14 protein-coding genes are annotated in these 18,180 nt (G+C 60.9%); 5 read left to right on the top strand and 9 right to left on the bottom strand.

Translation table 11 applies throughout. The annotated features are described in order from the left end of the window. Positions 1–508: 508 nt before the first annotated feature. Positions 509–1,843 (bottom strand): chloride channel protein, encoded by a 1,335-nt coding sequence (locus HMPREF2527_RS05935; RefSeq protein WP_246824781.1) that lies wholly within the window; start codon positions 1,841–1,843, stop codon positions 509–511. Positions 1,844–2,274: 431 nt separating this feature from the next. Between HMPREF2527_RS05935 and proC the strand changes: the two genes are divergently transcribed. Further along, complete coding sequence (proC, locus tag HMPREF2527_RS05930) at positions 2,275–3,120, top strand: pyrroline-5-carboxylate reductase (protein ID WP_070507068.1); 846 nt, start codon at positions 2,275–2,277, stop codon at positions 3,118–3,120. Positions 3,121–3,281: 161 nt separating this feature from the next. Here proC and HMPREF2527_RS05925 read toward each other — a convergent pair whose 3' ends face one another. Both HMPREF2527_RS05925 and HMPREF2527_RS05920 read right to left on the bottom strand, forming a co-directional pair. Then, positions 3,282–3,944, bottom strand: a complete 663-nt coding sequence (locus HMPREF2527_RS05925; protein ID WP_005504725.1) for a potassium channel family protein — start codon at positions 3,942–3,944, stop codon at positions 3,282–3,284. After that, positions 3,937–5,556, bottom strand: coding sequence for a TrkH family potassium uptake protein (locus HMPREF2527_RS05920; protein ID WP_070507065.1), 1,620 nt, complete (start codon positions 5,554–5,556; stop codon positions 3,937–3,939). Before HMPREF2527_RS05920 ends, HMPREF2527_RS05925 begins: the two co-directional genes overlap by 8 nt. A gap of 422 nt (positions 5,557–5,978) precedes the next feature. Here HMPREF2527_RS05920 and HMPREF2527_RS05915 point away from each other — a divergent pair, with 422 nt between their 5' ends. The 4 genes from HMPREF2527_RS05915 to HMPREF2527_RS05905 all read left to right on the top strand — a co-directional run bounded on the left by HMPREF2527_RS05915 (position 5,979) and on the right by HMPREF2527_RS05905 (position 10,706). Further along, positions 5,979–7,355 carry an ArsR/SmtB family transcription factor gene (locus HMPREF2527_RS05915; protein ID WP_070507062.1) on the top strand — a complete coding sequence of 459 codons (1,377 nt, stop codon included), beginning with the start codon at positions 5,979–5,981 and terminating at the stop codon, positions 7,353–7,355. A gap of 90 nt (positions 7,356–7,445) precedes the next feature. Continuing rightward, the gene (locus HMPREF2527_RS05910) at positions 7,446–9,506 is read left to right on the top strand and encodes a FadR/GntR family transcriptional regulator (protein ID WP_070507059.1); all 2,061 of its coding nucleotides are present in this window, start codon (positions 7,446–7,448) and stop codon (positions 9,504–9,506) included. Positions 9,507–9,769: 263 nt separating this feature from the next. After that, positions 9,770–9,868, top strand: a complete 99-nt coding sequence (locus tag HMPREF2527_RS09605; RefSeq protein WP_005504750.1) for a 30S ribosomal protein bS22 — start codon at positions 9,770–9,772, stop codon at positions 9,866–9,868. Between the two features lie 148 nt (positions 9,869–10,016). Then, positions 10,017–10,706 carry a histidine phosphatase family protein gene (locus HMPREF2527_RS05905; RefSeq protein WP_070507056.1) on the top strand — a complete coding sequence of 230 codons (690 nt, stop codon included), beginning with the start codon at positions 10,017–10,019 and terminating at the stop codon, positions 10,704–10,706. Between the two features lie 119 nt (positions 10,707–10,825). On the opposite strand, the gene HMPREF2527_RS05900 is transcribed toward HMPREF2527_RS05905, so the two are convergent. The 6 genes from HMPREF2527_RS05900 to gluQRS all read right to left on the bottom strand — a co-directional run bounded on the left by HMPREF2527_RS05900 (position 10,826) and on the right by gluQRS (position 18,006). Further along, a complete protein-coding gene (locus HMPREF2527_RS05900; RefSeq protein ID WP_246824780.1) occupies positions 10,826–11,254 on the bottom strand; it encodes a PLD nuclease N-terminal domain-containing protein in 429 nt (142 codons plus the stop codon). A 127-nt stretch (positions 11,255–11,381) separates the two neighbouring features. Continuing rightward, the gene (locus tag HMPREF2527_RS05895; protein ID WP_070507049.1) at positions 11,382–12,296 is read right to left on the bottom strand and encodes a 1,4-dihydroxy-2-naphthoate polyprenyltransferase; all 915 of its coding nucleotides are present in this window, start codon (positions 12,294–12,296) and stop codon (positions 11,382–11,384) included. Between the two features lie 125 nt (positions 12,297–12,421). Beyond that, positions 12,422–13,759: an AMP-binding protein gene (locus tag HMPREF2527_RS05890; RefSeq protein WP_070507046.1), complete on the bottom strand. Its 1,338-nt coding sequence runs from the start codon at positions 13,757–13,759 to the stop codon at positions 12,422–12,424. Positions 13,760–13,947: 188 nt separating this feature from the next. Further along, positions 13,948–14,901, bottom strand: coding sequence for a 1,4-dihydroxy-2-naphthoyl-CoA synthase (locus tag HMPREF2527_RS05885; RefSeq protein WP_049343219.1), 954 nt, complete (start codon positions 14,899–14,901; stop codon positions 13,948–13,950). A gap of 207 nt (positions 14,902–15,108) precedes the next feature. Beyond that, positions 15,109–16,596, bottom strand: coding sequence for a sodium/proline symporter PutP (gene putP / locus HMPREF2527_RS05880; protein WP_049341036.1), 1,488 nt, complete (start codon positions 16,594–16,596; stop codon positions 15,109–15,111). Positions 16,597–16,977: 381 nt separating this feature from the next. Then, positions 16,978–18,006: a tRNA glutamyl-Q(34) synthetase GluQRS gene (gene gluQRS, locus HMPREF2527_RS05875; protein WP_049347107.1), complete on the bottom strand. Its 1,029-nt coding sequence runs from the start codon at positions 18,004–18,006 to the stop codon at positions 16,978–16,980. Positions 18,007–18,180: the final 174 nt, after the last annotated feature.

Raw genomic sequence — 18,180 nt, 5'->3', positions numbered from 1 at the left:
GGTGATGGTGTGTTGTTTAGTTACTAGTCGGGCCATTATTCGTAGGTCAAGCTGACCACCGGAAGGAAAACAGCCCCGTAGTGTGCCTAACAAGCGCATCAATGCGCTGTGGAACACTACAGTTACCACCCTACCGCATGTTTGCCATCGTTTGCATTCTTTTGGGTGCTACAGCAACGAAACATCACCATACGAATACCTCAATGCTTTATGTATCAAATAAGTACCTGCACGCAAAGAATTTACATATAGTGGCGGGTGTTCCTCGGTAGAAGAATCCCAGTAGTAGACCAGGGGAGAGGACTGCAGACCAAAAGAATGAACAGCAATCTAGGGGAGTGGCGGCGGGGCAAAGGAATAGCCGATAGGTTAAGGGAAAAATCGATAGGTTAGTGTCTTCGCTGCGGGTTAAAGACCTACGGTGAAGGCACTAACCTATCGAAAACCTCGGTCTAAAAAGCGGCCCCGGACGCACACACGCATCCGGGGCCGCTCCTATTTCTGAAAGCTACTTCTTAGAGCCGAACACTCGCGTCCACGCCCAGCGCGTCAGCACCGCCGTACCCACCGCAACCGCCATCGGCAGCCACGCACTCGCGCCCTGACCCGTAAAACCAATCAACAACGTCAACGCAGACAGCGGCGCATTCATCGACACACCCAAAAACGCCGCCGTACCCGTCAACGCCGCCGCATACAACACCATCGACGCGCCACCCGGCACCCCGCCCAAAGCAGGGAACACCCACAGCACCAGCGCCGCCACACAAAACGCAGCCGCCGCACCCAACGCCAAACCCGGCGTCAACGTACCGCCATACGAACCCGAACGCAGGCTCAACAACACCACGGCAGCCTTCGCCACGCACAACGCCAACACATACACTGCCGCCGCCGCAGACAAGCCGTCCGCCGCCGTATCCAGCGACACATTAAACGTGTGCTGAGTCAGCAGACGACCATTCCCCAGAATCTCCGGAAGCCACAGCGAAACCACCGCGACCAGCGCAAACGCCACAGGAATACGCCACAGAAGAGAACGGTCCTTCGCCTTCAACTTCTCCGCACGCTGCGACAACGCCCTAAAACCCAACGCCAACGGAGTCAACACCACACCCGTCAGCGCCGCCACCGTCAGCGTCGTCGCATCCAACGGAAGCTGCGGCACCGGGTACGTCGGCTCATTGACAATCACCAGATTCGCCGTGACCGTCGCCGTCCACACCGTCACCGCACCCACATACAGCGACCGCAGGCTCAGACCAACAGCCATCGCCTCCACAAGGTACACCACGCCACCAATCGGCACCTGATACACCGCCGCCAAACCGGACGCCGCACCCGCCGCCACCAGCAGGCGACGCTCACGATCACCCAGCAGCAGCGAACCATCCGGGCGGGTACCACCCACACGCTCCAGAAAACGCGCGCACCGACCCGCAGCCAGCGCACCCAGCTCACGCGGCGCGACCTCCTTACCCACCGGGGAACCCGCACCCACCGCAACAATCTGAATCACCGAATGCGAAATCTGCCGCCACAGCGACGGCGCACGATCCTCCTCAGTAGCACCCGCAATCTGCGACTTCACACCGACCACACGCCGACCGCCCGACTGCAGGTAATACCAAACCAGCGCCACAAACGGCCCCAAAGCCGCCAGCACCAGGGCACGCCGCGCCGGGTCAGCGCCGTCAGTGACCATCGGGTGATGTCCCTCAGCCTGACCGAAAGTTAGCTCCTGCATAAAATCCAGAACATAATGCAGAACAATCGCGCCCAGGCCGCTGAACACGCCCGTGACCAGCGCGGCAAGGGTCAACACCAGAAGGAGGCGAAACAAAAAAGAGCGGGAACCAGCAGGATTCTGCGGGCTATTCGGGGAAGAATTCGAGGAAGAACCAGTATGAGAAAACATAGAAAGAGGGGGGTGTTGCGTGCTGTGTGTTGTTGAAGGCCTCATGCCCGGCACAAACTGCCGCGGTTGAAGTTGCTTTCATTCTACGCCTGCACTTTTGGCGGCTTATGGGCAGGCCGCAGGGTGGGAAGCTGAGCCCGGCGCATGGGGCGCGGTACATGGGGCGTGCAGAGTGAAGCCGCCACCCAGAAAACCCGGAAGAAGCACGAGCCAGGTCACATGCCCATAGCCGCACCCGCTATGCTGGAAGGGTACGCCTCCACGCGCCCGCCGCGCACCGAACCGTAGCCCCCGGAACACACCGGCGGTACGCCTGCCGGCACCCGGCGCAGGCACCCCATTAGGAAGGATCAACGATGACCGCAACTATTGCTTTTCTCGGCACCGGCTCCATGAACGGCTCTATCGCCGCAGGTCTGCTCGCTGCAGGCCACGACCCCGCCCACATCCGCGCTACCGTGCGTAGCGAAGAATCTCGTGCCGCCCTCGCCAAGCGCCTCGGCGACAGGGTAGAAATCATCACCACCGGCGGCGAAGCTGACGGTAACCACAAGGCAACCGCCCACGCAGACGTCGTGCTGCTCGGCGTGAAGCCCTACGGCATTGTCGAGCTTGCCCGCGACATTGCACCCGCCCTCGCGCCGAACGCTGTTGTGGTGTCCGTTGCCGCTGGCGTGACCCTCGAAACCCTCGCCGCGTGCCTTCCTGCAGGTCAGCCCATTGTTCGCTGTATGCCGAACACCCCCTCCTCCGTGGGCAAGGGCGTGCTCGCTATCTCCACCACCGACTCCGTGAAGGATGAGCAGAAGAAGCTCGTCGAAGAGGTCCTGGGTACCGTCGGTCTGGTCGTTGAGGTTCGCGAGGATCAGATGGATGCGGTCACCGCTGTCTCCGGTTCTGGCCCGGCATACGCGTTCCTGCTCGCGGAGGCGATGGCAACCGCCGGCGAGAAGCTCGGCCTGGACGCAGACACCGCCCTCAAGCTCGCCAGCGCAACCGTTGCCGGCGCGGGCTACCTGCTCGACACCAACCCGGATGCGCCCGCCCTGCGCCGCGCCGTGACCAGCCCGAACGGCACCACCGAGCGTGCGCTGAACACCTTCGTGGACGGTGGCCTCTTCCAGCTGACCGAGGAAGCGATGCGCGCCTGCGCGGCACGTTCGGCGGAAATGAGCCAGCTGTACACCGCTGACGAGGACTAATCGGCGGGAACTAATACCGTCTGGTAGCATCCCTCTGACTAGGTGAAACTACAGAAAAACAGCCTCCTCCCGACAGAACGGGAAGAGGCTGTTTTTCTATGTCTATTTGCGGGTTCCTCAATCGCGGGCTGTTCAAAAGCAACAGGCGAGGAAAAGCTCTCTTAGGGTCGCGCCGCAAAACGCTCGATCAGATCCACCTGACCGGACACGATCAGAATGTCACGCGAGTGAATGCGGGTGGTCGCATCCGCGTAGGTGAAATCCTCACCGGGGGACTTAATACCGACCACGGACACACCGTACTTGGATCGGATATCCGACTCCGCCAGAGTGAAACCGTGGGTTTCCTTCGGCGGGCGCATCTTCGCAATCGCGAAGTCGTCATCAAACTCAATGTAATCCAGCAGTCGACCCGAGACCAGGTGTGCGGCGCGGCGGCCGGCGTCCGCCTCCGGGTAGACCACGTGGTGCGCGCCAATACGCTCCAGAATCTTGCCGTGCGCGGGGGTAATAGCCTTCGCCCAAATACGCTCCACACCAATGTCCACGAGGTTCGCGGTAATCAGCACGGACGCCTCAACGGAGGTGCCCACACCCACCACAGCGGACCCGAAATCGTCCGCACCCAACTGGTGCAGGGTGTCGATATCGGTCGCATCCGCAGAGACCACGTGGGTCAGCACGCCGGACCACTTCTGCACCAGCTCGGGGTCCTTCTCAATAGCAAGGACCTCCTTGTTCTGCAGGCGCAGCTGGGCCGCCACCGCGGAGCCGAAGCGTCCCAGACCAATCACGAGGACGGGGGCGTTATGTGCACTAGCCAATGGTGGGCCTTTCTTCGGGGAACTTGTAGAGGCGGCGGCGTGAACGCAGCGCCAGGCCGGTCGCGGCGGTTGTGGTGCCCACACGGCCAATGAGCATCAGGCCGCTGAGCACGTATACGCCTGCCGGAGGTAGGCTGGCGGAGAGGCCGTTCGAGAGGCCGCAGGTCGCGAAGGCGGAGATGACCTCGAAGATGACTTCTTTGAGATCTGCGCCGCTGATGATAAGAATCGATGCGGCGCCAACAGCTACCACGGTAGCACCCATAACAATCACAGAGATGGCAATGCGCAGAGAGGATTCGGGGATGGTGCGATTGAACGCTACGACCTTCTGATCACCTCGCGCCTCGGCAAGAATCGACAGGGCAATGACCGCGATGGTGGTGACCTTCACGCCGCCTGCGGTCGAGCCGGAGCCGCCACCAATGAACATGAGCGTGTCCGTCAGCAAGGTGGAGACGGGCGTAATGCTACTCATATCGACCAGGTTGAACCCGCCTGAACGCATCATCACGGAGGCGAAGATGGCGTTGAGGATTTTATCGCCGGGAGAGTAGGAACCGATGGTTGCGGGGTTATTCCATTCGAAAAGACCCCAGAAGAAGGCACCAAAACCGAAGAAGAAGAGGGTGGTGACCATGGTCAGTTTTGCGGTGAGCTGCCAGTGTGAGGGGCGGAAGGGGTTGCGCTGAATCGCAATGAACACGGGGAAGCCGAGCGAGCCGAGGAACACCGCGATGCAGATGGGCACGAGCAGGAAGAGATCGTGGCCGTAGGGCACGATACCGTCTGAGTGCGGGGTGAATCCGGCGTTGTTGAAGGCAGAGACGGCGTAGAAAATGCCGTGCCACAGGGCCTCGTGTGGTGCTTCACCGAGCGCGAGGAATCGTGGGGTGAGGAGCATTGCAATGAACGCTTCGATGGAGAAAGACGCGTACGCCACCGCTTTGACGATGCCGCCGACCTCGCCGAGTCGGCTAATATTCAGGTCTTCCTGGGCGATGAGTTTGGTGCGCAGACCCATTTTGCGGCCGATAGCCAGCGCCAGCAGGGAGGTGATGGTCAGCGTGCCCAGGCCACCCACCTGGCAGGCGAGAAGAATCATTGCCTGACCGAAGGTTGACCACTGATCTGCTGTGGAGACGGTGGTCAGACCGGTCACGGTGACCGCGCTGGTTGAGGTGAAGACCGCGTGGTGTAGCGCGACGCGCTGCCCGTCTGCCGAAGAAATCGGCAGGGACAGCATGATGGTGAAGAAGATGATGACTAGAAAGAAGGCACCGATTGCGGTGCGTGAGGGAGACGCCAGAACTGAGGAATCAATGAAGTCGCGGAAGCGTTCGAGAGTCTTCTGGTTGAACTCTAGTGGGGTTCGTTTGCGCTGAGTCTTGGGGTCTTCGTGGTCACGTAGGGTAGGCAGACGGTCAAGATCGATGCCGGGCACGCTGGTGAGGATGCTGAGCTTTTCAGCTTCGAGGCGGTCGCGGCGGCTTCGGCGAACCTGCTGCTTTTGCGGTTCGGAGGTGGCACCGCTGAGGGTGTCCCAGCGGCGGTTGAGCTGGCCCTGGGGGTGGTGGTGTCGGCGCCGGGTGCGGCGGAGTATGCGTCCCATGCGCCTCCTTCAGTGGGTGTCTGGGTGTTGGTGTGTTGATGTGTTGGGCGGCGGTTTGAGCCTGTGTTTAACGCCTTCTAGTGTATCGCGCCGGGTGCCCGCTGAGGGGGTTGGGGGGTCTGGTGGTTCGGGGGTAAATATGTGAGTTCGGAGAAGGCGTACGGCTGGTTTTGTGGGGTGGAGCCACGAAAACTATATATTCTGTATTGGTTATATAAGTATTGAGGGGTTTGCTGGGTCGCATATGCCTAGGATGAGATACAGGAAATCAACATTAGATGTGATAGGCACTTCATGCTTTTCCCCCTTTCAAGGCTCCACGTTAGGTTAGTATTCAGGGGTCTTTCAGAATTTTTGAAGGTAATTTCTGTATCAGCCTCATTCTAAGCTTGAGGCGCCACTTTATATGTCATAATCGCTATATGCATTCTGATGTTTTTTCTGTCATCGCGGATCCGACTCGCCGCCGAATTGTGCGTATTCTCGCTGAGCAAACCCACACTGTGGGTGCAGTGGTTGAAAAGCTGGGCATGAGCCAGCCGACCATTTCGAAGCACCTGAAAGTACTTCGCGATGCAGACGTGGTCTCCGTGACCGTGGAGGGGCAACGTCGCCTCTACTCCCTGAACCCGGATGTATTCGCCACCGTGACCGAGTGGATTAACGAGACCGTTCAGATTGCACGTCAGTCCAGCGAAGCACACGTGCCCGTGGCACTGCCCGGTGGCGTGACTGCATCTGCCTCGGATAAGGCGACGGCTGAGCACGCAGCCGAGAAGCCGGCCGAGAAGACCTCTGAAAAGAGCGCTCCGAAGCCCGAAGTTGAAGAACCCGCTCAGAAGCTTGCGCCCGCCGCAACCGCGGAGAAGGCTGATGAGACCGGCTCTGAGACTTTCGTCGTTGAGGCGCCCACCCCCGAGGAAATCGAGCAGGCACGCATTCAGCGCGCCCGCGCCCAGTACCTGACCCCCAGCGCGCGCATCTACTCGCGCCCTGCGGAGCAGGCTGCTGAGAGTGCCGCTTCCGAAGCTGTCGCTGAGAAGGCAGGAGCTACTGAGCCTACCCCGCAGGAAGAGGCAGTGGATAGCACCCCGATGCGTCCCTTCACTCCCGCAGCCTACGGTTACGACGCTGGGGTGACCCCCGCGGCGTCGGCAACCCCCGCTCAGGCCGCTACCCCTGCGGCACCTGCTGAGGCTAAGCCTGTTGTAGCGCAGAAGCCGGTGGTATTCCCTCAGCCTGCGGCTGTGGTGCCTTATGGCATCGACCCCGCTGCGGTTGTGGGTGGCTCGATTCAGCCTATCCCTGTGATCCCCGAGGCTGTTGTGCTTGAAAAGATTGCCGAGGAAAAGGCTGCCGACGAAAAGGGTGCAGCTGAGAAGCCTGTTGCACCCGCTGAATCCGTCAAGGAAGAAGCAACCCGCAAGGAATTTGCAGCTGAGGATTCTGCCGCTGAAAAGTCTGTGATTGAGAAGAACGTAGTGGATGAAGCCGCGGCAGAAGAGCCCGTGAAGGCTGAATCTGTTGAGGCTGAGTCTGTTGAGGAAGCAGCTTCGCCCGCAGAAGCTACTGAGATGGCTGAACTCGGTGAGGGTGAGCCTGCCAATGATGAGCTCACCAAAGATGAGCCTGTCGAGGGTGAGCCTGCTAAGGCTGAAACCTCCGCTGAGGAGCCCGAGTACCAGACCATGCCCGCCTACGATTCGGTGTACCGCCCCAGCACTGAGACGACCAGCACCGAGGCGAAGGATAACCACCGCGGTGGTCTCTTCGGCTTCCTGCGTGGTCGCCGCCGCTAAAGCGCGCCCTGACGCCGTTCGACCTCCGGCATAACTCTGTATAAAGCACACACACTCTCACTCACCTTATTGACCGAAAGACGCATTCACGTGGCTATTCATCGTAAAATTCTGCGCTGGCTCGAGAACGAACTGTTCGAGGGCAACATTCAGCTGGGCCAGGACCTGCCCAGCGATAGCGAAATTGCGCGCGCTATTGGTGTGAGTCGTTCCCGCACCCGCGAGGCTCTACGCACCCTGGAAGATATGGATCTGGTGCAGCTGTACAACGGTCGCGGCAAGGAAATTCTGGTGCATCTGAGTGACGAGCCGGCTTCCGCGGCGAGTGCCGCTCTGCGCCTGCACATGTCCAGCTCGCGTTACCCGACTCGTGACCTGGTGCAGACCCGTATTCTGCTGGAAAGCTGGGCGATTGCGCGTATTGACCCGAAGACCACCTCCTTCGCGGAGATGGACGAGGTCCTGGAGCAGATGGAAGATTTCGACCTGTCGATTCGTGATTTCCTCGAGCTTCTGCTGACTTTCCACCACCAGGTGATGCGTTGCGCCGGTAATGAGCTGCTGGTGGGTCTGCTCGCGTCGGTGCGTCAGCCGAGCTTTGAGTCGATGCTGTCGCTGGTGGGCCGTATGCCGCTGTGGAGTAGCGCTGTGGAGCGTCTGCGCGCTGAGAGTCGCGCTATTGCGGAGGCTTTGAAGGCTGGCGACGCTGCGACGGCTCGTTCCATGGTGATTGGTCAGCTGCGCGGCATGTATTCCGATGCCGGTATTGACCTGGAGCAGGAAGCGACCTCTGCGAACGGTCTGCCGGGTGAGCCGATTGCTTCTGAATTTGCGCCGGTTGATGTGGATGAGTTTGCCGCTGATGACTTTGATGATTTGATGCAGGATGACCCGTCCTTCGCCGATGTGGGGGCACTTCCTGCCGCGGATGCTCCTGTTGCGGCGCCGGATGAGCCGACTCAGGTTCCTGCTCCGGTTTCTGCTGCGGTGTCTGCGCAGTCTGAACCCGAGGTTGCCCACGGTGATGAGGCGGGGTCTGAGATTTCCTTCGGGCTGACTGATACCTCTGCTGATACTACAACTGGTGCGGATATTTCTGCTTCTGACAAGGCAGAACGTACGATTCCCGCTGCGTCTCAGCCCGCACCTGCTGCGGCTTCCGTAGCCACCGCACAGCCTGCCGCTCATTCGGTGAGCCCGGATGTGCCGCTGAGCTTCGGCACCCCGCGCCGTAGCACCGTCCCGGCCGCTTCTGCGGCTCCGGTATCTGGTGTCCAGGCGCCCGCCTCGCAGACTCCCAGCTCGCAGACTCCCAGCGGTCAGCTGCCGAGCCTCCCTGCCGCGTACGCGCAGGAAGAGGCTGAGGGTCCCGCGAAGGTTCTGCGTGCTTCTACGGCGGCTCCGCGTCGTCGTAGCGGTCAGATTATTTCTCCGGTGCGTGCGACCATTATTAAGCCGGTGGATCGTAGCAAGGTGCTGACTGCGCCTGCCCGTACCGTGCATCCTGCGGCTGTTGTGACTGCTGCGGCTCCTGCGGAGACTGAGTCGGCTGAGAATGTTCTGCGTGCCCCTGCGCGCCAGGAGGCGCCCGCCGTTCAGCCTGCTGAGCCTACCCGCCTTGAGGCGGCTGCGACCATCCACGACACCTATGAGAAGCTTCCTCATGAGGAGCCGGTGCAGGAGCGCCGCGGCATCTTCTCGAAGATGAAGCGTTTCTTCGGCGTGGACGTGTACGAGCCTGAGCACGATGAAGCCCAGGAGAGCGCTGAGAAGGATCAGGCAGTGAAGGAGCAGGCTCTGAAGGCTGAAACGAAGTCCGAGCCCCAGCATGAGCTCCAGCCTGAGCCCCAGCCCGTCATTGATGAGGAGGCGCTGGCTCGTGCCGAGGCTGAGCGCGCTGAGCGTTTGAAGGCGTTGCACGCGGCAGCGGAGGAAGAATCCGCAGCGGAAAGCTCTGCTGAGAAGGCTTCTGTAGAAGAGCCGGTTGAAGAACCCGCTGAGGACCCCGCGCAGGAATCGGCTGAGGAGCCGGTTGAGACCGACTTCCAGACTGAGGAGAGCACTTCTGAGGGTGCTGTAGCTTCTTCCGGTTCGGTATTGTCTCATGGCCGCGCTAAGGGCTCGAAGAAGTCGAAGAAGAAGCGCCGTTAGGGCTGCCGAATCCCCATTTTGACCCGGAGATACCCTCGATATGCCCGTGGGAAAAGCGGAAATTCAGGGGAAAACTCCTGAAAAGCCGCTCTCGAATGGTGAAAATGGGGGTAAACCTAGTACTCTAGGTAGGTAGCGCTCTAAAACGCAAGGGTATTTCTGTGCCTAAAATGCGTTTTGGATCGGTTATACCGGTATAAATATCCCCGGGTAGCTACCGAGCCGAATGGCTCGGCCGGGTACGAGTAAAGTGAGGAAATCCTATGGGTTCCGTTATCAAGAAGCGCCGCAAGCGTATGTCCAAGAAGAAGCACCGCAAGCTGCTTCGTAAGACCCGCCACCAGCGCCGCAACAAGAAGTAAATAGACTTCTTTTGCCCCGCCTTCCGTATGGAGAGGCGGGGTTTTTGCGTTTCTGCAGTTTTGCGGGCTGGGTTTTATGCCGTGTTTTGTAGAGCGTATGTGGGGTCACCTGTTTGGGGTGCGGCGCGCTATCTGAGAGACTGAGATTATGACTGAAACTTCCACCATTAAAGTTCACCTCATGCGTCACGGCGAGGTGCACAACCCCGAGCGTATCGTGTACGGCCGTCTGCCCGGCTACCGTCTGTCCGATAAGGGCCAGCAGATGGTGCGTCTGAGCGCGGAGGAGTTCGCGGCTCGTGCTGAGCGCGGCGCCCGTTTTGTGCATCTGGTCTGTTCGCCGTTGCAGCGTACCCGTGAGTCTGCCGCCCCGGTTGAGGAACTGCTGGGTCTGACCGCGCAGCCGGATGAGCGCGTCATTGAGGCGGATAACTACTTTGAGGGTCTGCACGTGAACGCGCAGGAGCTGCTGAAGAACCCGCGTCACTGGACTAAGCTGTACAACCCGGCGCGCCCCTCCTGGGGTGAGTCGTACCTGGATCAGATTCGCCGTATGGCTGCGGCTGTTCAGGATGCGGCGCGTACCGCCTACGAGCGCGGCGGCGAGGGTGCGGAGGCGATTATTGTGTCGCATCAGCTGCCGATTTGGATTACTCGCCTGGGTGTTGAGGGCCGCATGCTGCAGCATGACCCGCGCGCGCGTGAGTGCAACCTGGCGTCGATTACGACTCTGGCGTTTAGCACCACTGATTTTGAGCATGAGATGCCGCGTTTTGTGGAGTATTCGGAGCCTGCCGCGCCGCTGTACGGTGGCGTGATTCAGCTGCCCGGTAGCTAATCCCTAAAGCTGTTTTTGAGCATAGAAAAGAGGCTGTGAGCCCATCCGTTACGGATGTGCTCACAGCCTCTTGCTGTAAACCTTGAGGGGCGCACGAGCTGCAAGTCTAGCTGTCCTGACTAGTTCTGCCCGTTACCCTGATTCGGGGTGCCGTCCTCAGGATCCTTACGCTCGGAATCCTTATGATCAGAACCCTGCTTGTTGTTCGATTCTGCCTCGCGGCTGCGGCGTTCGCGTTCCGCTTTTGCTTTGAGCCAGCGCAGGTACTCTTCATCATCGTCGGGGGAAGAGACCGAGGGCGCCGGGGTGTTGCGTCGCTGACCGAAGCCGGGGCGAGGACCGCCTGCCACGGGCTGTGCTGCTAGCTGTTCCTTGGGGCGGCCCAGGATAAGCCACATGAGCGGGCCCACCACGGGGAAGAGCAGGGTGACGAGAACCCACAGCCACTTGGGCAGGGTTCGCGCCTCGTGTGCGGGGGTGCGGACGGCGTCCAAGAGGGTGTAGAGGGTCAGCCCCACGATGAGGGCGGCGCCGCCAATTATCAGCATGGCTCGAATCATAAGCACTACTATGACATACCGCCGCGTTATTGCGGAACTGTGAACCGGGTGCCCGCCAACGGCGTAATGGCGCGGCAATCCGGTGCAGATTTGTACGTCGGCTTAGTAGCCGGTCTTAGTAGCCGGTGAACACCTGAACCTCGTGGCTAATAATATCCAGCGAACCCAGCCACACGGCGAGGGCAAGAATCACGGAGTACACGAGCGCCACAATACCCGCCTGCTTGAGCACGGGAATCAGCTCGCGGCCGCCGCGCGTCCACACGGTCACGCAGGAGTGAATGGTCGGGCCGACCAGCAGGAAAATCAGCAGGAACCAGGGGTTCTCATCGAGCAGGAGCACGCCCAGACCCAGGGCCAGCGCCATCTCCACGATGTAGGTGATGCGCGACCAGCGTTCGCCCAGGCGGACCGCCATGGTCAGCTTGCCCGCCTCAATGTCGGTGGGAATGTCACGTACGTTATTCGCCATGAGCAGCGCACAGGAAATCAGACCGATGCCGATAGCGCCAACCCAGCCGAGCAGGGTCAGGGTGTGCGCCTGCGTGTAGAGGGTGCCCAGGGTCGCGACCAGACCGAAGTAGACGAAGACGAACACGTCACCCAGGCCCATGTAGCCGTAGGGGTGCTTGCCGCCGGTGTAGCCCCACGCCGCGAAGACGCTGGAGGCACCAATCGCCAGGAACCACCACTGGTTTGCCAGAGCCACCAGGGCAAGACCGGCAAGCATTGCTAGACCGAAGCAGGCGAAGGCGGCAAACTTGACGGAGCGGGGGCTTGCCACGCCGGAACCGACGAGGCGTAGCGGACCCACGCGGTCTTCGTCGGTGCCCTTGATACCGTCGGAGTAGTCGTTGGCGTAGTTCACGCCGACCTGCAGGAAGAACGCGACGAGGAACGCCAAGAACGCGTAGAGCGGCTTGAATTCGTTGATCTCGTAGGCGGCAGCTGAGCCGGCAATAATGGGGGCGACGGCGAGCGGCAGGGTACGCAGGCGAGCGCCTTCAATCCATTGGGCGGCAGTTGCCACGGGGGTTCCTTCCGGGTCTAAATACGTATGATGCGTGGGTGTTGTGCGTGACGGGTTGTGATGATGACGGTCAGGGCATGCGGGCGGCTGCGTGTACGGGGTGAAAACCCGCGGAGGAGCCTGCTTTAGCCCTGACGATAGTCTCTGTCCAGGATACTGTATATTTCTGCGCGGTCCGGCTTGCCGGTGCTGGTGAGCGGGAAATCCGGCAGGATGCTCAGCTGCTTGGGTGCGGCGGGGGCACCGAGCTTTTCGGCGCAGCGGGCACGTAGCAGGGCGCAGAGTTCTTCGTTCAGGGTGGGGCTATTCTCGGTAGGCGCAGCCGCGGCATCGGCAGAAGGCACCAGCGTGACCGCTGCGGCAATGGCTGTGCCCCAGCGGGCATCGGGTAGGCCGATGACGCAGGCTTCGCGTACGGCGGGGTGCTCTTCGAGGACGGTCGCTACGGCGCGGGCGGAGATTTTTACGCCTCCGCTGATGAGGACGTCGTCGCTACGGCCGAGCACCTGCAGGCGCGGCTCGCTACAGTTCTCGTTGCTGTCGGGAGCTAATAGACCGTAGTCGTCGGTGCGGTACCAGCGGGTGCCGTCGGCGGCGGTGAAGAAGTGCTCGGCGGTGCGGGCGGCGTCGCCAATGTAGCCGCTGGCGAGGTGCGCGCCGCTGATCCAAATACGGCCCACCTGTGCGGGCTTCCCCTCAATATCTGGCACGGCGGGCATGCCTTCTTCAGGCACGAGCTCCACCCGCGCGCCGGGCAGAACAGAGCCGGAGTAGACGCATCCACCGGCGGTTTCGGCACTACCGTAGGTGGTCACCGTGTTCAGCCCCAGGGCGGTGGCGGCAGCGAGCAGGTCGGCGCTGGCGGGGGCGCCTCCGAGCAGGATTCCGGTGAAGGAGCCAAGCGCCTCGTGAATCTCGGTACCCAGGGACGGGTCAGTGTCCGCGCTTTCAAGGAGCTTATGTAGCTGGGTGGGCACCAGGGAGATAAACCGGCGTGCCGAGCTCATTCGCTCAACCGCCTGCAGGAATACCTCCGGGGTAAAGTGCACCGGTTCGGTCACGGAGCGGGCAATGACCGGGGAGGTCCCGGCGAGCACGGAGCGGGCGAGCACCTGCGCACCGGCAATATAGTGCGCGGGAAGAGCCAGCAACCACTGCGAGGCGGCGTCAGCGTTCGCCTCAAAAAAGTTCTCGGTGGCTACCGCGCTGGCGGCAAGGGCGCCTACGGTCAGTGCGGTGCGTTTGGGGGTTCCGGTGGATCCGGAGGTGCCCACCACCAGGGCAATAGGCTCCGCAGCCGCGCCCGCATCCGCCGCGTACCTGCCCAGTAGCTGCTCAAAGGCGCCCAGCATGGTGTGCGGGTCGGCGGGCTGGTCGGCGCGCACCTGTACCGCCTGCGGGTGCAGGGCAGCCTCCTGCGGGGCGGGGGAGGGCATGAGCCCGGGTACGGGGGTGTTCATCATGGCTAAATCCTTAGCGGCTGTTGGTAGCGGCTGCGTGCTGTTATGCGCCGGTGTCATATGCCGGGGCGGGGAAAAAGAGAGGGGCGGCATCAAATGCGCCGGAGCCGGATTCTTAGCTGAGGTTCTCAGGGTTGAATCCGGCTCCGAGCCTATGCATCTGAAACTACTTCTGTAGAAGGGGCTGTCTCTTAGAAGTAGTAGGGGTAGTTGGACCAGTCCGGGTCACGCTTCTGCAAGAACGCGTCGCGGCCCTCCACAGCCTCGTCGGTCATGTATGCCATGCGGGTTGCCTCACCAGCGAAGACCTGCTGGCCGAGCATGCCGTCGTCGGGCAGGTTGAAGGCGTACTTGAGCATGCGGATTGCCTGCGGGGACTGGCGAGCAATGTGCGCCGCGTATTCCAGGCCCTTGTTCTCGAGCTCTGCGTGGGGAACGACGTCGTTGACCGCGCCCATTTCGTACATGCGCTGGGCGTCGTATTCTTTGGCGAGGAAGAAGATTTCGCGGGCGAACTTCTGGCCCACCTGGCGGGCGAGCAGCGCCGAACCGTAACCCGCATCGAAGGAGCCGACGGTCGCGTCGGTCTGCTTGAACTTGCCGTACTCTTCGGAGGCGATGGTCAGGTCGGCCACCACGTGCAGGGAGTGACCGCCACCGGCTGCCCAGCCGGAGACCAGGGCGATAACGACCTTGGGCATGGTACGGATGAGGCGCTGCACCTCCAGGATGTGCAGGCGGCCCGCGCGTGCCGGGTCGATGCTTTCTGCGGTGTCGCCGCTGGCGTAGTGGTAGCCGTCGCGGCCGCGGATGCGCTGGTCGCCGCCGGAGCAGAAGGCCCAGCCGCCGTCCTTGGGGGAGGGGCCGTTGCCGGTGAGCAGTACGGTGCCCACGTTGGAGGTCATGCGGGCGTGGTCGAGGGCGCGGTAGAGTTCGTCCACGGTGTGCGGGCGGAATGCGTTGCGGACCTCGGGGCGGTCGAAGGCGATGCGCACGGTGGGCAGATCGCGCAGAATCTCGCCGTTTTCGTCGCGCTCAACCTGGCGGTGGTAGGTGATGTCGGTGAAGTCCTCGAAGCCCTCAACGACGCGCCAGTCGGCGGGGTTGAAGATGTCCGAGACCTTTTCGGGAAGTTGTGCAGTCATAGACCCTATTTTACGGTGCCCGCGGTGCGGCTCGTCGAGGCCGGGGAACGAAGCACGCTCGGCATAATATTCCAATAGCAGAATATGATGCGTGGGGAAGGGTCTCTGTCCTTGCGCTCATACCTGTATCTTGGCAGGTTAAGACCCTATAAACAGACCAAGGCCCGGACCGCGTGTGTGCGGCCCGAGCCTTGGGGAAGAGACTCTTTACTTGACCTTGGCGAGTTCAACCGCGCGGTCGAACTCTTCGTCAATGGCGTCGTTCTTCTTGTAGGTCATGAGCGAAACCACGATGGCGACAAGCAGCGCCGAAGCGAAGCCGGGAACCATTTCGTAGAGCACAGACTTCATGGGGCTCTGGCCCCATGCGAATGCCACAACGGCGCCGGTAATCATGGAGGCCAGTGCACCCTGGGTGGTCAGCTTACGCCAGTAGAGGGAGAGCAGAACGGTCGGGCCGAATGCCGAACCGAAGCCAGCCCAAGCGAATGCGACCAGCTGCAGAATGGAGCTGTTGGGGTTCCATGCCAGGGCACCGGCGACCAGCGCCACGATTGCCACGCCTGCACGGCCGAGCCACAGGGACTTGCCGGCGCTGAGCTTCTTCGAGGAGAAGATGCCGTAGAGGTCCTCCACCAGAGCGGAGGAGCACACAATCAGCTGCGAGGAGAGGGTGGACATAATTGCCGCCAGAACCGCAGCCAGAATTAGGCCCGCAATGAGGGGGTGGAACAGAATCTGGGCGAGGTCCAGGAAGACCGACTCAGCGGTTTCCGGGTTGGTGAGGGACGCCTCGGGGTGGCGTGCAAAGTATGCGATACCCATGAACGCGCCGCTCAGTGCGCCGAACACGGTCAGGACCATCCAGCTGATGCCGATGCGGCGGCCGGACTTGGCGTCAGCGGGGGTGCGCATTGCCATGAATCGCACAATAATGTGCGGCTGACCGAAGTAGCCCAGACCCCATGCGAGGGATGAAACAATACCGGCGAAGGTGGTACCCGCGAAGATGCTCAGTGCGTCGGGGCGTACCTGGCTGATGGACTCAACCACGGGGCCCACGCCGCCGAGGTCAATGATGGTGACGACCGGAACGGCAATCAGTGCTGCGAGCATGAGCAGACCCTGAACCATGTCGGTGTAGGACGCGCCCATGAAGCCGCCGAAGAAGGTGTAGAACACGGTAATGCCTGCCAACAGGAGCATACCGGTGTGGTATTCCTGACCGAAGGAGGACTTGAAGAACAGACCGCCGGACACCATACCGGAGGAGACGTAGAAGGTGAAGAATACCAGAATCACGACACCGGAGACGATGCGCAGCACGCGCTTGGTGTCATGGAGGCGGTTGCTCAGGAAGACTGGGACGGTCACTGCGTCGCCTGCTACTTCGGTGTAGCTACGCAGTCGCGGTGCCACGAACGTCCAGTTGCACCATGCGCCGATGGTCAGGCCGACGGCGAGCCATGCCTGGGAGAGGCCGCTGAGGTAGACGGCGCCGGGCAGACCCATGAGGAGCCAACCGGACATGTCGGAGGCGCCCGCTGAGAGTGCGGCGACGGTGGGGGAGAGCTGACGCCCGCCCAGCACATAGTCGTCGAGGCTGTTGTTCTTGCTATTTGCCCATAGGCCGATTGCGATCATGGCAACAAAATAAATCGCCAGCGCGATGACCTGGTATGTACTCGCGGCCATAATGTTCCTTCTCTCCTGGTGGTAGTGTGCGCCTGTGTGTATTTATGCGCTACCCCATAACTTTATGAGTGGCATAGGATACAGTCTAGGCTTTGAAGGACTGAAAATAAAGTCTATTTGACGCTTAGGGGTGAGGATCTATGGAATAAATATGTATTTTCTGTGTAAAATCCATGGTCGTACACGTGGGTCATTGTGGGAGCGTGTGCGAAAAAGTGCCCGAAAAATCCCTGAATTTCAGGGTTTCGGGCACTTGAGTGAAAGATATGTAGTTGAAAAGCAACGCAAACGCTCAATGGCATATGCATCTAAAACGAATTAAACGAAAAATTTAAAAGCCGTTCGGAGTGTTGAACTGTTACAAAACAATGTCACAGAGGTTTAGAGGTCCCTCACGACCCACGGCTCAGAAGCCATATGAGCCGGATCAAAACGCTCCAAAATCGCTGCCGCATTGGGCACCGGAACATCCGCCGAATGGGTGGAGCCATCGGCGTTATACACCGGAATAGATGCGGCAATCCACCCCAAAATCGTAGGGATTTCAACGCCCGCCTCACGCAACTGCGGCAGAGTCACCGCACCGTCACGCTTCGCCAGGCGCTTGCCCTCCTCGTTCAGCGCCAGCGGCACATGCGCGTAACGCGGCTGCGTCAAACCCAAAAGCTGCGCCAAATACGACTGGCGGGGCGCAGAAGGCAACAGATCATCGCCGCGCACAATCTGCTCAACGCCCACAAAGGCATCATCCACCACGGAGGTCAGGTTGTAGGCGTAGGTTCCGTCATTGCGCACCAGCACAAAATCATCCACCAGGCCGGTGTATGCGCCGTAAAAATCATCCTGCACGGTGTAGCTCGCGCACTCGGCGCGCAGGCGCAGAGCCGGCGGACGCTGGGTGCGGCGCTCCTCCCGCTGGTCCTCGCTTAGGTCGCGGCAAGTACCCGGGTAGGCGCCCGGTGCACCGTGCGGGGCGCTTGAGGCCTCCTGAATTTCGCGGCGAGTACAGAAACACTCGTAGACGAGTCCCGCCTCGCGTAGCTGTTGAACCGCCTGCTCATAGGCGGCAAGGCGCGTGCTCTGATACAGTACGCCTGCTTCCTTGCCCTCGGTGCTTTCGCTACCCTCAATACGCTCTGCCGAGGCGCCGGGGCTCGCCTCCCAATCCAAACCCAGAGCCGCCAAATCAGCAATCTGACGCTCCGCAGCACCCGGGCGCACGCGATCCAAATCCTCCACACGCAAATAGAAGGACTTGCCACCGCGGCGCGCCATAGCCCATGCCAAAATGGCGGTACGCAAATTACCCAGGTGCAAATCACCCGAGGGGGAGGGGGCGTAGCGTCCGGTGCCGCTGGGGAACGGCTGAGTTACAGGCTGAGCAGAGGAAGGGCTAGAGGAAGAAGTCATACTCCTATCCTATAGGGCGCGAATTTCTGGTTCCTGCTCAGATTCCCACGGGCTCCTCACTGACTGCTCACTGGCTCCTAACCGGCGCTGGACTAGCAGGAGGAACGCGCTACCCTCCTAATCAATCTGTGGAGGTTGTCAAGCATCACGTATCAGCTGTCCGTAGAGGCTGAA

The organism is Rothia sp. HMSC071B01 (assembly GCF_001808945.1).
Lineage (GTDB): Bacteria > Actinomycetota > Actinomycetes > Actinomycetales > Micrococcaceae > Rothia.
The sequence above is the reverse complement of the archived record's forward strand: the minus strand, read 5'-3'. Positions and strand labels throughout refer to the sequence as shown.

Coding starts and splice junctions, on each gene's coding strand:
- proC (WP_070507068.1), top strand. CDS start 2,275: ATGACCGCAACTATTGCTTTTCTCGGCACCGGCTCCATGAACGGCTCT.
- HMPREF2527_RS05920 (WP_070507065.1), bottom strand. CDS start 5,556: ATGGGACGCATACTCCGCCGCACCCGGCGCCGACACCACCACCCCCAG.
- HMPREF2527_RS05915 (WP_070507062.1), top strand. CDS start 5,979: ATGCATTCTGATGTTTTTTCTGTCATCGCGGATCCGACTCGCCGCCGA.
- HMPREF2527_RS09605 (WP_005504750.1), top strand. CDS start 9,770: ATGGGTTCCGTTATCAAGAAGCGCCGCAAGCGTATGTCCAAGAAGAAG.
- HMPREF2527_RS05905 (WP_070507056.1), top strand. CDS start 10,017: ATGACTGAAACTTCCACCATTAAAGTTCACCTCATGCGTCACGGCGAG.
- HMPREF2527_RS05900 (WP_246824780.1), bottom strand. CDS start 11,254: ATGCTGATAATTGGCGGCGCCGCCCTCATCGTGGGGCTGACCCTCTAC.
- HMPREF2527_RS05890 (WP_070507046.1), bottom strand. CDS start 13,759: ATGATGAACACCCCCGTACCCGGGCTCATGCCCTCCCCCGCCCCGCAG.
- HMPREF2527_RS05885 (WP_049343219.1), bottom strand. CDS start 14,901: ATGACTGCACAACTTCCCGAAAAGGTCTCGGACATCTTCAACCCCGCC.
- putP (WP_049341036.1), bottom strand. CDS start 16,596: ATGGCCGCGAGTACATACCAGGTCATCGCGCTGGCGATTTATTTTGTT.
- gluQRS (WP_049347107.1), bottom strand. CDS start 18,006: ATGACTTCTTCCTCTAGCCCTTCCTCTGCTCAGCCTGTAACTCAGCCG.